The organism is Aquimarina sp. EL_43, from assembly GCF_943422735.1.
Classification (GTDB): Bacteria; Bacteroidota; Bacteroidia; order Flavobacteriales; family Flavobacteriaceae; genus Aquimarina; species Aquimarina megaterium.
Window position 1 is genome coordinate 4239766 of the sequence record NZ_CALSBR010000001.1, and the last position, 14364, is coordinate 4254129.

Sequence of the window (14364 nt, forward strand, 5' to 3'; positions counted from 1 at the left end):
TCGTTACTTTATTAACTCTTGTCATGTTAAAAAAGAAGTAAGATTGTTCCTGAAATTTTCACCAATGGGGATTTCGATGTTACCAATTTCAATATCATTTTTTGTGTAGGCCGCGATTTTATCTTTATTAATGATATATGAGCGATGTACTCTTATAAACCGTTCGTCTAACTTTTCTTCAAAAGTCTTATTCCAATACCTATTCCTAAAATAATTTTCATTTTTCTTTATTCAACTTGTAGCTAACGGCCTTTTGTATGAGTAGTAGTGGATTTTTACTCACAAACCTTTCGGTTTAGAACAGACCTTTGTTTTATGTTTACACTTTTTGTTTTATCATTTAAACCGCTATTAGGTATACACTATGTTGCGGTGTGATATTTATCTTTTTTGTATCTCGTCTATTTTGTTGATCGTTACATTTATTAAATCAATATCCATTTTAGTACTCATCTTTATAAGATAGATAAGTATGTCTGCCATTTCTTTACCTATCTCATTTTTATTCTTACTTAGAGCCTTCTGACCTCTAAATCTAATGGTGTCATCCCACTGAAAATGCTCCAGTAATTCAGCACTCTCAAGCATTATAGATTTTGCTAAATCTCCTGGTTGTCCATCTGACCAACCTTTATTTTCATCCATTTGGATGATTTTACCTTTTAAATCTTCAAATGTCATTTATTTAATCTTAATTTTTCGTAGTGGTAGGAATGCACCATAACAAAGCTATAACGGCAATTGTTATTATATCCCTCGTAATCGATATGAACATGTACAAATCTAAGTGATTTTTGATCAATTCAGAATAACTAACTATAGACTCTTGTCTTAAGACTCGGGAAAGAGGTTTACATAGGGCGTGTTGTTACCAAAAACTGCTACTTTATTAACTCTTGTCATGTTAAAAAAGAAGCAAGATTGTTCCTGAAATTTTCACCAATGGGGATTTCGATGTTACCAATTTCAATATCATTTTTTGTGTAGGCCGCAATTTTATCTTTATTAATGATATATGAGCGATGTACTCTTATAAACCGTTCGTCTAACTTTTCTTCAAAAGCCGATATACTAGACTTGGTTATGTGATTTTCTTTCTCTAAATGTATTTTGACATAATCTTTTAAACTTTCTATATATAAAATAGCATCTAAGTACACTTTTACCTGTTTTCTGTCTTTTCGTATATAGATAAAAGCATCTTTATTTTCTGGGGTAGAGACTGGCTCAGAACTACTGACTCTTTGTAACGTTCTAAATTTTTCTATAGCATTAAAGAAACGCTGAAAAGTTATAGGTTTTAGAATATAATCAACGGCATTTAGCTCAAACCCTTCAACAGCATAATCTCTATAAGCTGTGGTAAAAATAACTTTGGGTTTGTGTACCAGGTTTTTAAAAAAATCAGTGCCCTTTAAAACAGGCATCTCGATATCTAAAAACAATAAATCTATGGTTTCCTTTTGGAGTATCATGCTAGCCTCAATGGCACTACCACAAGAAGCCACCAATTCGAAATCCTCTAATTGAGACAAATGTGTTTTTATAAGCCCTCTAGCCAACTTTTCATCATCAATTATTAAACATTTGTATGTCATTTTACAGGCAATTTTAAACGTACATTAAAGCAATTGTTTTCTTTGTTAATATCTAATGAATAATCATCAAAATATAATAATTCCAGCTGTTTTTTTACGTTCGTTAATCCAATGGTTTCTTTATTCGCAGAAACCACATTTTTTGCTATAGAGTTTGTAATGTCAAATCGTATAAACTTTCCTTCTACTGCTATCGTTATCTGGATATATGCTTTCTTAAGTTCATGCGCAACCCCATGTTTAAACGTATTTTCTATAAAAGTTAACAAAATTAGCGGCGCAATGTTAACATCGGTTTCTACATTTTTATTAAAACTAATATCTACCCGATCATCATATCTCACTTTTTCTAAATCGAGATAGTTTTCTATGAGTTCAATTTCCTTTTTCAACGATACATATTTGTCATTACACCCATACAGGATATAATCTAAGATCTCAGATAGTTTTGCAATGACCTCAGGAGCTTTGTCAGATTTGTCTATAGATAAAGCATATAAATTGTTTAAGGTATTAAACAAGAAGTGTGGATTTAACTGATGTTTTAATACCGATAATTCTGTAGCTATTTTTTGCTCTTTGAGCTGTAGATAATCCTGCTTTTCTTTATAAAAATTTGCGACGACTAATAATATTGTTGGTGTTAAAATTATTGTAGACTTACCAAAAAAGATACGAGGATCTAATAATTTCTCCCAAAATATGGTATTAGAATCATAGATAGCATTATCACCAGACTTAAAATATCTAGGGATATGATAATATTCATGAAACCCTACAAAAATGATAAATACACCAGCTAATAACAACAATAAGCTTATTACAAACCGAATATTCTTTTTCGGTATTAAGAAACGTGGTATCAAAAAATACAGGCATATGTACGCCACAATAACCTGACATATAATATAGATAGCAAAATGCTCTATAACCTCTTTGTAACCAATGTAATACGTCATGTTTACAGTGCCGACAAAATAGATGTAAATACCAAGCCAAAACAAAAAATGTTTGACTATAGGAATATTAAAAAATGCCGATGTTTTTTTAAAACTACTCATATACGCACTAAAGTACAATTTTAAAGAGGATGAGAATTAAAAGTAGCTTAAAACTGGTTTTTTGTAGCTAAAAGTAGAAATATAATAGACTAAACTTTGTTTCTTTCAAATACAACTTTCCAGACGTGAAAATTACCTCTTAGTCTATTTTTTAAAATATGAATACATACTTCGGATAGCTTTACTTCCTAAATGTGTTTTGAAATATAAACACCTTGTTAAACTTTTTAATTTAAGTAAATGAAGAGAATTGTAATTCTTTTAATATCAGTTTTTGTGATGTTTCATGTTCAGGCTCAGTCTGAGTTAGGGAAGGGGAAAATAGTTTTTAGCGACAGTAGTATTCAATTAGATGGGGAGCTAAACGAATCTGTATGGAATACTCTGGTTCCTGAAGGAGGATTCCTTAATTATATACCCAATAATGGAGATTTGGCGTCTAATACAACTGAAGTAAAAATGTTTCATAATGGAAAAAAATTGTACATAAGTGCTGTGTATCATGATACAGTTCCCGATGTTCAAATAGGATCTTTAAAACGAGATGATATCGGAACTTCTGGAGCAGAAAGTGATTCGTTTGCTATCATTATAGATACCTATAACCAACAACAATCTGGTTATTTCTTTATTGTTAATATGGGAGGTGCATTAATAGACGCATTAGTAGCCAGGCGTAGAGATGGTTTTAGAATAAGTACGAGTTGGAATACGGTGTGGAATGCCAGGACTTCTGCAAAAGGGAATTTAAAAACATACGAAGTGGAAATCCCGTTAAAGGCATTGGGCTATAAGGCAGATACTCCAGAATGGGGAGTCATGTTTCACACCAGAAATATTAAATTAAATGAGTGGACAACCAGCACACCAATAGATCGTAATTATAGACAGTTCGATTTACGATTTGCTAAAACCTTTGATGTAGAAAATCTGTCAGAGAATAAATCGTCTCGATTTGCTGTAACGCCATCGGTTACTATGAATCATTCAGAAGATGTTGCTAATGATACCGAAAAGACCAAGGTAAAACCAAGTGTAGATGTACAATTTAATGTAAGTTCTTCTTTAAAATTAGATGCCACCATAAACCCCGATTTTTCACAAATAGATGTAGATAGACAAGTAACTAATTTAAGTCGCTTTTCGGTGTTTTTTCCCGAACGACGTAATTTCTTTTTAGAGAATAGCGACCTTTTTACGGGCTTGGGAGTAAGTGGAGTAAATCCTTTTTATTCTAGACGAATAGGGGCAGATAGCGAAATATCCTTCGGATTAAAATTATCTGGAAACATTACTAAAACAACACGATTGGGGGTACTTAATGTGGCAACAAAAGCCAAAGATGATACTCCTGCCCAGAATTATGGAGCCCTGGTGGTGCAACAACAATTATCCAAATCTTTTACAACAACAGGGTTTATTATCAATAGACAGGAAACAGATGATTTTTCTTTTAGAGATGATTATAATAGAGTAGCAGGAATCAACTTAAATTATCAATCAAAAAATAATAAATGGACAGGACTTGCAAATTTTGCGGGTAGTAATACCAATGATACTTCGGGAGATACTAATTTTTATAATTTGGGAATTTGGTACAATACCATAAATGTATCTGGTTATGCAGGGATTAGAAAAGTAGAAAAAAACTATATTACAGATGTTGGTTTTGTACCACGTTTATATAATTATGATGCGATTTTAGAAAGCACTATACGAGAAGGGTACACGCAAGCTAGTGGTCGTATTACTTTCACTAAATTTTATAAAGATTCTAAAACCATCGATAATCACCGCTATTTAAATATGTATAATCAAACCTATTGGGACGATCAGGGCAATGTTACACAAGCGACCATAGGAGTAAATAATGATTTAGTATTTAAAAACCAGTCATTGTTATATGGTGGATTGCGATATGAGTATGTGAACCTGAAATATGCGTTTGACCCATTGAATAACGGAAATCCTATTATAGCAGATAAATATAGATATGTAGATGCTGGTTTGGGGTATGCTTCTGCCGATAATAAAAAGTTTCAATATGGAGGTAATGTTAGTTACGGTAGTTATTATAATGGATATAAAAACCAAGTTAGTGTTAATGCCCAATATAGATTAATGCCTTTAGCGCGGTTACAAGTTCGATATGAACGAAATGGTATAGATTTAAAAGCATTAGGAACAGAGACATTTCATTTAGCACGCTTTACAGGTGAAATTTTCTTTTCTAATCGGTTAAACTGGACTACCTATTTACAGTACAACACTCAGTTTGATAATTTTAATATCAATAGCCGTTTGCAATGGGAGTACAAACCCTTGTCGTATATCTATTTGGTAATTTCAGATAATTATAATCAGGATATTATACGCAACAATTGGGGTGTAGCTTTTAAAATGAATTATAGGTTTGATTTTTAAGGATTACTATTTGTGAACTGGTAAAGTTTAATCAGTTCACAAATAGATTACATAACTATTTTTATGCGTTCTCGTATTCTGTCTGATTTGTGGGATATTTTAACTTAATGCGATTTATTATTTCCATCCGATTTTGAGCCCACTGAGGATATTCAGTCCATTCATTTTCGGTTTTGAAATAGATAACATGACTCACTTTTCCAAGTAACATTTCTCCATCAACCTCTATGCGCTTCCATTTTCCATCAACTTTTTGGGTATAAGTAATTCCATTCCTTCCATTTCTATAGACATTCCAACCTAACCTTTCTTGCCATAATTTTTTAATAAATCCTATTAACAGTAGAATGGCAATCAACCCAAAAACTATTACTACTCCAATAAGTAAGATATTCATGTTTTTAACTTCCTTTTTTCAAAATTAACGTTAAAGATATGTGTAGTAGTGGATTTTTACTCACGAACCTTTAGGTTTTTTACTGACCTTGGTTTTATTTTAATACTTTCGTTTTATCGCTTAAACCGCTATTATTTATACACATTGTTGTTGGCAGTTTGTTATTTCGTTTGTGTAGTATAAAAGTCATATGTAGCTTTTGCAATATCCGCTATAATTTTTGCATTTGTTTTAAAATCTTCTTGAGAATCTGTTACAAAAACACTAACAACAAAGTAATTCCCATTTGGCAAAAAGACAATCCCAATATCGTTTACTGCAGCAGTAATTCCTGTTTCTTTGTTAGTACCTGACCAACCTGTCTTATTGGCTACAATTATTTCCTTTGGCAATTGTCCTCTTATTCTATTTTTTCCTGTTTTTGTATCTATATTAGTTTCCCAAAAGAAATCATAACTGCTTTTTGAAAGTAAGTTATTTTTATTTTCAAAGAATAGTTTTAGTGTTTCACTTGCTGCATTCGGTGTTGTCCAATTTTGGAATATATTTTCCCACTTTGCTTGTAATCCTTCTTCATTGAAAGTAATCTGTATATCATCTATACCACTCTTTTTTATATACTCTTCAACTGTTTTAGGTGTTCCGATAAGTCGTATTAAAATGTCACAGGCTGTGTTGTCGCTATGAGATACATTGTACTGAATTAACCTTTTAATTGTAAAGCTGCCTCCATTCGGGTTTTCATCTCTAAGTGGGCTCCAAAAGTCCTCTGGCAAAAGTTCATCTTTACCTATTACTACTGTTTGGTCCAATGACAATGTCCCCTTATCAACCTCTGCCAATACAGCTAATGCAATATGAAACTTAAACACACTTTGCATTGGAAATCGTTTGTCTCCGTTTAGCGAAAGAGTATCTGTTCCATTATTTCCGATTATTGAAACGCCAACTACCGCATTTTTATCCGATACGATTTGTTCAATAGTTTTGCGTAACGGTTCAGTTTTGCTGTTTGGTATCTTGTCCAATACGATTTGCTTATTTTCTTTTCGTAACAAATCACTTTTGCTTTTTGATGTCGTACAACTTGTTAAAAGCAATAATAGTAAAGCTGTTAATTGGAATATTCTATTCATTCTTTAATTTTATATTTTGTCTTTGAAAATTGTTACCAACAAAGATATAATAGCATTTGTTATTATATTATTTCTATATAGGATCATTCACAAATCTAAATGATTTTTAACCCATTTAGAAGTACTAACATACATATTCTTATGATAGTTACAACACCCTATTTTTTTTCTAATACCCAAAAAATAAGTCGTTCGATAAGTTATAATAATTTAATTTATCAAAATATGCTAGTGTAATAAACATGCTATCGATAAGCCCATGAAGTAGTATTGTTACCCACAAATTATAATTTGATTTCACATATACTGTTGCAAAGATGATCCCAAATATAAATGTCATAATCAAACCACTAGGACCTTGATAAAGATGTGGCAGGCTAAAAAATATAGCAGACAGAACAATAATTAATATGGTTTTAAATTTAAATTCTGGTATAATTATTTTCAATTGTCTGAACAGAAAACCACGAAACAATATTTCCTCTCCGAATCCTGCACTGATCAAAATAAAAAGAAAATACTTAGAATATTTAGGAAAATTACCGGCAATTGACTTAAATGCAGAGTAATCAGCTATTTCGCCAGTGATTTTGTTGACCAGTGGTTGAATAATAAAATCTAAAATAGGTATTGTTACAACAAAAAGAAGCAGCGCTATCCCAATTGTTTTAAAAAAACTAAAGTTAGGTTGTAGTCCAATTCGAGTTAAACTTTTGTCATTCCAATAGGTGAATAATAGTATAGTAATAATAATTATTATAAATGTATAAGGAAAAGAAGTCCAGGGATTGAAAATAAAACTATATACCAAAATTAACTGAATAAGAGCAAGTATTTTTGATTCGATAGTCTCGTTTTTAATTAAGTTCATTAATGTTTTGTTTTTTTAATAGTGTACAAGAATTACACATACTAGATCGGGTATATTTCTCTTATGTCCTTCGCAAATCTAACTTATTTTTGACCAACATGACATTACCCAATCATGTATTTATAGCCTATAATTTTGATGTGAGCTATATAGAAATACTCATGGTTTGATACTCAGTGTTCTAGTTGTATTCATAAATAATTATTTAACAAAAGTTTGTCAATTCGAGAGTTGTGCCATACTCATCTGATTTAAAAAAACTATTCTCGATAGTTACAATTAGGTGTTAAAATTATACTTTTTAAGCATTAATTACACCTATTGCGGAAACCCGTAAGAATCGTATTATTTAGTACAGTATCTTTATACTAAGTTGAGTTTATATGATTGTAATTTAAGTGGTTAAATGTGTAAAACCCTCTAGTGAAATCTTAGAGGGTTTTATATGTGAAGTATATATGTTAGGCTGTTGTGGATTTAAATGTTTTTTGCCATAATCCAATTCTCGATACACCACCCTCAAAAGCGCGGCACTCGAATTGACGTTTTATGGTGAAAAAAAGCTACTTTCAATACCGCACAACAGATTACGCTAATCAGAAATATCACCTGTTTTTTAGTGCATCGATGGTTTTAGCAAACTTTTCTTTTATCTCATGGTACTTTATATGATTTTGGTTTGCTACAATCATCTCTCCATTGGCAATAGTTCCTAATTGCATATTAGAATCGGTAGCATATACTATAGTCGATGCCAGGTTTTGTGTAGCTGTAGTAGCTAATAATGGTGACGAAGCATCAATAATGCAGGCGTTTAGTGGTTCTCCCACCTTAAAGAAATCTGCAGTAAAATTATTCATTGCTTTTCTTCCTGTTTTTGTTGCCATTTCTATTGCATACATTCCAGAATCTCCTTGTTGATGAGAAGAGTACGTATTTCTTTTATGAGAAATTAAACGTTGCCCATAATCCAAAATGCGTAGTTCTTCTAATGGATTAAGCCCTACATGACTATCTGTACCAATACTCCATTTTCCACCATTTTCCTGGTATTTTCTTAACGGAAATAATCCATCACCCAAATTACCTTCTGTACTGGGGCAGAGTACTACATTGGCTTTGCTTTTTGCAATACCCTCGATTTCGTTATCTGTTAGGTGTGTTGCGTGTACCAGATGAAACCTATCATTCATATCTACATGATCTAACAGCCATTCTACGGGGCGTTTCCCCAGGTATTTTACAGAATCTTCGATCTCTTTTAGTTGTTCTGAAACATGAATATGAAATGGAATACCCTGAGGTCCGGATTTTGCAATCTCGGCAATATCAGACGGTTCAACTCCTCTCATAGAATGAATGCCAATAGCAATATTAGCGTACTGGTAGTGTTTACAAGCTGCTTTACTCGATTCTAATAAGGTAAGATACTTATCAATCGTAGGAGAGATAAACCTTCGTTGTCTATCGTTTGGTTCTTTTCCAAAACCACCTTTTTGATAAAAAATAGGAATTAAGGTAATCCCAATACCTGCATTTTTTGCTGCGGAAATAAGACTATTTCCCATTTCTGAAAGGTTAGCGTAGGGAACTCCATTTTTATCGTGATGTACATAATGAAACTCGGCTACATTGGTATATCCATGACGAGCCATTTCTGCATAGAGCATAGTTGCTATGGCTTCCATTTGCTCTGGATTCATCGTTAATGCCAATTGGTACATCGCTTCTCGCCATCCCCAGAAATCATCCGGGGTAGAAGTAGTGTTTTCATGTCTTTCTGCCAAACCAGCCATTGCATATTGAAAGGCATGGGAATGTGCATTTTGAAACCCGGGAATTGCAAAGCCATCAATAATTTTATTGGATGTATGTTGTGGATCAAAAGAAGAGATATCGGTAATGATACCTTCATTATTCACCGTAACCCCTGTATGTTCTTTCCAACCGGTATTTTGTAATATTCCCTTAAAATGATAGGTTTTCATTTGTTTAAGTTTGTTGTTTATTAGATCAAAGTTTCAGTTTGAAGCTCGATGCCTGAGGTCGAGTGTCGGAAGCTTGATGTTTGATTGACAAAAACTTGTCTAACCTCCAACCTCTGATTTTTCTGATTATGCATTCAACGTTTCAATTAAACGCTCCATGGTGTTTTGTAATATGTGCTGCACCTCTTTTGCTCTGTCCACATTATACGTAATTTCATTATCGTCCATATATAAAATCTTATTCATTTCGAGCTGAAGCGTATGAATGTCGTTTTCCGGATTTCCGAAGTAACGGGTAATGTGCCCTCCTTTAAAAGGGGAGTTGTAATTAACTTTAAAAGCCCCAGATTTTAATCCGCTTAATGCAGCGGTAATGAGTTCTGGCGATGCGGTTTTCTCATCGTTATTTCCCAAAATCATATCGGGAAAAGGATCTTTTTGAATAGTACTTACTTTATGGCGAATAGAATGTGCATCCCAAAGTAAAACCTTGCCAAACTGCTTTTTTCTATCTTCTATCAGAGTCTTAACTTGCTCGTAGTAGGGCCAGTAATAGGTCTCTAATCTTCTTTTAATTTCGGTTTGATCGGGTTCGAATTCTTGAGATTTATAAATTTTATTACCATAGAAATCTGTAACAGGTGTATTACTGGTAATAAGCCTATTATCATTATATAAGGGTACACTTTTGGGATCTCTATTAAGATCGATGACCCATCGGCTTAGATTTGCCTTAATTACAGTGATACCCATAGCTGGTGCGAATTCATACAGTCGATGCACAAACCAATCGGTATCATCAAGGTGCTTACGCATTCTTTTTTTATACTGTTTTTTTATCGCTACAGGAAACTTTGTTCCCGAATGAGGTACACTTATAATTATAGGAACTATAGGTGCTTTGGCTTCTGTAATCTTAAATAGATTCACACGTTTACATTTTTATCATTAGTTGTTACTTCAGAAAAAACTAAGGTACTATCTTTTATGGCATTAATATGCATAATCGTTGCTATTGGCTGGCGTATCATCAATACATCAGATTGACTAATCGTATATGCTTTATCATTGATATCGATGGTAACTTCTCCAGAATACGTATAGATAAACACCCAATCTCGCTTATTTTGAATAGGGTATGAGGTGTTCTCATTTTGGGTAACATTACGAGCATTTAGTGTACCAACCGTATTACCTGTGGTCATCAGATTAAAATCTGTACATATCCCTATAGAGGATGTTTTCCAACCTCCTTCAAATATATCACTATCTAATTTAGAAAGTTGTTTCGTATATTGGTTTTGGTGTTGTAATGTTATTTCTCCGTCCAAAACCAATAATGTTCTCGATACCCCGGGAAGCGAAGTAAAAACAGATTTTTCTACTGCAACAGTTGCCATACTTAACCTGAAATCAAAATTTAATTCCTTGTAATTTGCCGTTGGCGGATGCATAAAAAATTGCGTTGTTGTGCCTCCCGACCAGGCATTGGTCTTAAATGTATCTGCTGTTATGACAGTAATTTCCATATATGATGAACTTATATAAAACCTTCTAAGAACTCTTCATCTACCAAATTAGGTAATGTTACTTTAAGTTGTGGAGTTCTTTCCATTTCACGTTTTATAGCAAACAATGCTTCTTCATTTCGGGCCCAACTTCTTCTTGAAATTCCGTTATTTACATCATAAAATAGCATGCGTTCCAGTTTTTCTGAAGCTTCTGCGGTTCCATCAAGTAACATCCCGAATCCACCGTTGATTACTTCTCCCCAGCCAACACCACCACCATTGTGGATAGATACCCAGGTAGCTCCTCTAAAACTATCTCCGATCACATTATGAATTGCCATATCTGCAGTAAATTTACTACCGTCATAAATATTACTGGTTTCGCGATAAGGAGAATCGGTACCGCTCACATCGTGGTGATCTCTCCCCAGAACAACCGGCGCCGAAATTTTTCCACTTTCAATTGCTTTGTTAAACGCTTCAGCAATTTTGATTCTTCCTTCGGCATCGGCATATAAAATACGAGCTTGAGAACCAACTACAAGTTTATTTTGTTTGGCTTCTCTGATCCAGGTAATATTATCCTGCATCTGCTGTTGAATTTCTTTTGGAGAAACTTTCTTGATAGTTTCCATCACTTCTAGAGCAATCTGATCTGTAGTATCCAGGTCTTCTGGTTTCCCAGAGGTACATACCCATCTAAAAGGTCCAAACCCATAATCAAAACACATAGGTCCCAAAATATCCTGTACATAAGAAGGATATTTAAAATCAATACCGTTTTTTGCCATGATATCTGCTCCTGCACGAGAAGCTTCGAGTAAGAACGCGTTTCCGTAATCAAAGAAATAAGTACCTCTTGCCGTATGTTTATTAATGGCATTAGCATGCCTGCGAAGCGATTCCTGAACTTTGTTTTTAAATGCTTCGGGATCGTTGCTAATCAGGGTATTGGCTTCTTCATAACTTAGTCCCACAGGATAATACCCTCCAGACCAGGGATTATGCAATGATGTTTGATCAGATCCTAATTGAATGTAGATATTTTCATCATAAAAACGTTCCCAGATATCTACAACATTACCTTGATAGGCAATAGAAACAGTTTCTTTTTGCTCCATTGCTTTTTGAACCCTGGTTACCAAATCATTTAGATCATCAAGGATTTCATCTACCCAGCCTTGTTCATGGCGTTTTTGGGCAGCTTTTGGGTTTACTTCTGCACATATGGTAATACATCCTGCAATATTTCCCGCTTTTGGCTGTGCACCACTCATTCCTCCTAATCCAGAAGTTAAGAAGATTTTACCAGCAGGTGTTTCTTTGGGTTTCAATGTTTTTCTAAAAGCGTTCATTACGGTAATAGTAGTACCATGAACAATACCTTGAGGACCAATATACATATAGCTCCCTGCGGTCATTTGCCCGTATTGTGTTACCCCCAGGGCATTGTATTTTTCCCAATCATCGGGTTTTGAATAATTAGGAATCATCATTCCGTTGGTTACAACCACTCTGGGCGCATCTTTTGAAGAAGGAAATAATCCCATGGGATGCCCCGAGTACATATGCAACGTTTGTGCTTCGGTCATTGTAGCCAGATACTGCATCGTGAGTATATACTGCGCCCAATTTTGAAATACAGCACCGTTACCTCCATAAGTAATTAGTTCGTACGGGTGCTGTGCGACCGCGTGATCCAGGTTATTCTGAATCATAAGCATGATTCCTGCTGCTTGTTTTGTTTTTGCAGGATATTCATCGATAGGACGAGCATACATCGTATATTCTGGCATAAAACGATACATATAGATACGACCGAATGTATTTAGTTCGTCTAAAAACTCACTGGCAAGTTCTTTATGCCAGTCTTTTGGGAAATAGCGTAATGCGTTTTTAAGCGCGAGTTTTTTTTCTTCGTTAGAAAGGATTTGTTTTCTCTTTGGGGCACGGCTAATTTTAGAATCCAAAGATCTCTTTGGAGGCATTGTTTTAGGAATCCCTTGAAGTATTTGTTCTTTGAAATTCATATTTATTTTTTTTAGCTTCATGGTTGTTACAGAATCGAATTCGGTACAAGCCATTGAAATTTGATTTTATACCATTTGTAGTTATACTAACTTTCCACGTTTCCATACCTGGGAAGGAACAAGTTTTCCCTGGTGATAAAAAATTTCATGTACATGCTCTGTTTCAAACAGATTAAAATCTGCAAGCATTCCAGAAACCAATCTTCCTCTGTCGTCTAGGTTAAGTGCCGCTGCCGCTCTACAGGTAATTCCGGCAAGAACTTCGGCATTACTTAGTTTTTGAAATGTTCCCAGAATAGATGCCTGGGTTAGTAAATCACCCATTGGTGCCGAACCAGGATTCCAGTCACTGGCAATAGCTAATGCTCCTCCAGCATCCAAAATTTTTCGGGCAGGAGTAAAATCACATCCTAAACCTATTGAAGCACCTGGTAACGCTACCGAAATCACATTACTTTGGGCTAGCATTTGTATTTCATTCTCGGTACTGGCTTCTAAATGATCTGCACTAATAGCTCCTACTTTTACAGCTACTTCGCTACCTCCGGTATTAAACTGATCTGCATGTACCGTAATATCGAATCCCATCTGTTTTGCTTTTTCAAAATAGGGATAGATATCAGAAGGGAGAAATGCGCCTTGCTCAACAAAAGCATCAATTCGGTTGGTGAGCTGTTCTTCTTTTAATATAGGAAAAAGGGTAGTGCTCATCTCTTCGAGGTATGCTTTGTGATCTCCATCAAAATCCTTCGGCAGTATATGCCCTGCAAGACAGGTAGAGACTAAATCTGCTGCTGTACTGATATTTGCAGTTTTTATAGCGCGTAGCATTTTAAGCTCTTCTGTAACCGAAAGCCCATATCCGCTTTTTACTTCTGCAGTTGTGATTCCTCTTTTTAATAAGGTATTAGCTCGCTGTATAACTCCATCGGTAAGTATCTGTTGTTCTGCTTTTCTGGTTTGGGTAACAGTATCCCAGATACCTCCACCAGCTTCGGCTATTTCTAAATAGGATCTTCCTGCATTTCGCATGGCATAATCATTAGCCCTGGATCCAGAAAAACAGATATGCGTATGAGCATCTATAAATCCGGGAGTACATACGTAATTGGTATGCAATTCTATAATTTCTGCATGTAACGCATGGGCCTTTTCTTTTAAATCAGAGAACACTCCAATGGTATGAATGTTTTCACCTTCAATAAGAATACCAGCATTCTCAATAATTTCGAGATCCTGATCTTTTATCGCGCCTTTATTACCCGTTTTTTGTAGCGGTATAAGCTGCGTGATCGGGCCTATTAATGTATATGTTGTCATATTATATTTTTTTCCTTTACATCGAGCT

The 14364-nt window shown here is 34.4% G+C and carries 13 protein-coding genes; 1 reads left to right on the forward strand and 12 read right to left on the reverse strand.

Translation table 11 applies throughout. From position 1 onward, the window contains the following. Window positions 1-21 precede the first annotated feature (21 nt). The 4 genes from NNL09_RS26215 to NNL09_RS18195 all read right to left on the reverse strand — a co-directional run bounded on the left by NNL09_RS26215 (window position 22) and on the right by NNL09_RS18195 (window position 2659). Entirely contained in the window at window positions 22-231 is a 210-nt protein-coding gene (locus tag NNL09_RS26215; protein WP_196910551.1) for a LytTR family DNA-binding domain-containing protein, read from the reverse strand. Window positions 232-381: 150 nt separating this feature from the next. Next, a complete protein-coding gene (locus tag NNL09_RS18185) occupies window positions 382-681 on the reverse strand; it encodes a MazG-like family protein (RefSeq protein ID WP_196910346.1) in 300 nt (99 codons plus the stop codon). 218 nt (window positions 682-899) lie between these two features. Further along, window positions 900-1598, reverse strand: a complete 699-nt coding sequence (locus NNL09_RS18190) for a LytTR family DNA-binding domain-containing protein (RefSeq protein WP_196910345.1) — start codon at window positions 1596-1598, stop codon at window positions 900-902. Next, the gene (locus NNL09_RS18195) at window positions 1595-2659 is read right to left on the reverse strand and encodes a sensor histidine kinase (protein ID WP_254514263.1); all 1065 of its coding nucleotides are present in this window, start codon (window positions 2657-2659) and stop codon (window positions 1595-1597) included. The genes NNL09_RS18190 and NNL09_RS18195 overlap by 4 nt, the downstream gene beginning before the upstream one ends. 240 nt (window positions 2660-2899) lie before the next feature. On the opposite strand from NNL09_RS18195, the gene NNL09_RS18200 reads away from it, so the two are divergent. Beyond that, entirely contained in the window at window positions 2900-5083 is a 2184-nt protein-coding gene (locus NNL09_RS18200; RefSeq protein WP_196910343.1) for a DUF5916 domain-containing protein, read from the forward strand. A gap of 61 nt (window positions 5084-5144) precedes the next feature. On the opposite strand, the gene NNL09_RS18205 is transcribed toward NNL09_RS18200, so the two are convergent. The 8 genes from NNL09_RS18205 to hutI all read right to left on the reverse strand — a co-directional run bounded on the left by NNL09_RS18205 (window position 5145) and on the right by hutI (window position 14336). Further along, window positions 5145-5480, reverse strand: coding sequence for a hypothetical protein (locus NNL09_RS18205; RefSeq protein WP_196910342.1), 336 nt, complete (start codon window positions 5478-5480; stop codon window positions 5145-5147). Between the two features lie 161 nt (window positions 5481-5641). Continuing rightward, complete coding sequence (bla, locus tag NNL09_RS18210) at window positions 5642-6616, reverse strand: class A beta-lactamase, subclass A2 (protein ID WP_196910341.1); 975 nt, start codon at window positions 6614-6616, stop codon at window positions 5642-5644. 169 nt (window positions 6617-6785) lie between these two features. Beyond that, entirely contained in the window at window positions 6786-7487 is a 702-nt protein-coding gene (locus NNL09_RS18215; protein WP_196910340.1) for a CPBP family intramembrane glutamic endopeptidase, read from the reverse strand. 605 nt (window positions 7488-8092) lie between these two features. After that, window positions 8093-9475 carry a formimidoylglutamate deiminase gene (gene hutF, locus NNL09_RS18220; RefSeq protein WP_196910339.1) on the reverse strand — a complete coding sequence of 461 codons (1383 nt, stop codon included), beginning with the start codon at window positions 9473-9475 and terminating at the stop codon, window positions 8093-8095. Between the two features lie 126 nt (window positions 9476-9601). Further along, entirely contained in the window at window positions 9602-10405 is an 804-nt protein-coding gene (locus NNL09_RS18225) for an N-formylglutamate amidohydrolase (RefSeq protein WP_196910338.1), read from the reverse strand. Next, window positions 10402-11004, reverse strand: coding sequence for a HutD family protein (locus NNL09_RS18230; protein WP_196910337.1), 603 nt, complete (start codon window positions 11002-11004; stop codon window positions 10402-10404). The genes NNL09_RS18225 and NNL09_RS18230 overlap by 4 nt, the downstream gene beginning before the upstream one ends. Before the next feature lie 11 nt (window positions 11005-11015). Continuing rightward, the gene (locus NNL09_RS18235) at window positions 11016-13016 is read right to left on the reverse strand and encodes a urocanate hydratase (RefSeq protein ID WP_196910550.1); all 2001 of its coding nucleotides are present in this window, start codon (window positions 13014-13016) and stop codon (window positions 11016-11018) included. 81 nt (window positions 13017-13097) lie between these two features. Further along, a complete protein-coding gene (hutI, locus tag NNL09_RS18240) occupies window positions 13098-14336 on the reverse strand; it encodes an imidazolonepropionase (protein WP_196910336.1) in 1239 nt (412 codons plus the stop codon). Window positions 14337-14364 lie beyond the last annotated feature (28 nt).

Bases quoted from the DNA above. Each gene is read 5' to 3' on its own strand.
- NNL09_RS18200 (WP_196910343.1), top strand. From the start codon at position 2,900: ATGAAGAGAATTGTAATTCTTTTAATATCAGTTTTTGTGATGTTTCAT.
- hutF (WP_196910339.1), bottom strand. From the start codon at position 9,475: ATGAAAACCTATCATTTTAAGGGAATATTACAAAATACCGGTTGGAAA.
- NNL09_RS18215 (WP_196910340.1), bottom strand. From the start codon at position 7,487: ATGAACTTAATTAAAAACGAGACTATCGAATCAAAAATACTTGCTCTT.
- NNL09_RS18205 (WP_196910342.1), bottom strand. From the start codon at position 5,480: ATGAATATCTTACTTATTGGAGTAGTAATAGTTTTTGGGTTGATTGCC.
- NNL09_RS18190 (WP_196910345.1), bottom strand. From the start codon at position 1,598: ATGACATACAAATGTTTAATAATTGATGATGAAAAGTTGGCTAGAGGG.
- NNL09_RS18185 (WP_196910346.1), bottom strand. From the start codon at position 681: ATGACATTTGAAGATTTAAAAGGTAAAATCATCCAAATGGATGAAAAT.
- NNL09_RS18235 (WP_196910550.1), bottom strand. From the start codon at position 13,016: ATGAATTTCAAAGAACAAATACTTCAAGGGATTCCTAAAACAATGCCT.
- bla (WP_196910341.1), bottom strand. From the start codon at position 6,616: ATGAATAGAATATTCCAATTAACAGCTTTACTATTATTGCTTTTAACA.
- NNL09_RS18195 (WP_254514263.1), bottom strand. From the start codon at position 2,659: ATGAGTAGTTTTAAAAAAACATCGGCATTTTTTAATATTCCTATAGTC.
- NNL09_RS18230 (WP_196910337.1), bottom strand. From the start codon at position 11,004: ATGGAAATTACTGTCATAACAGCAGATACATTTAAGACCAATGCCTGG.
- hutI (WP_196910336.1), bottom strand. From the start codon at position 14,336: ATGACAACATATACATTAATAGGCCCGATCACGCAGCTTATACCGCTA.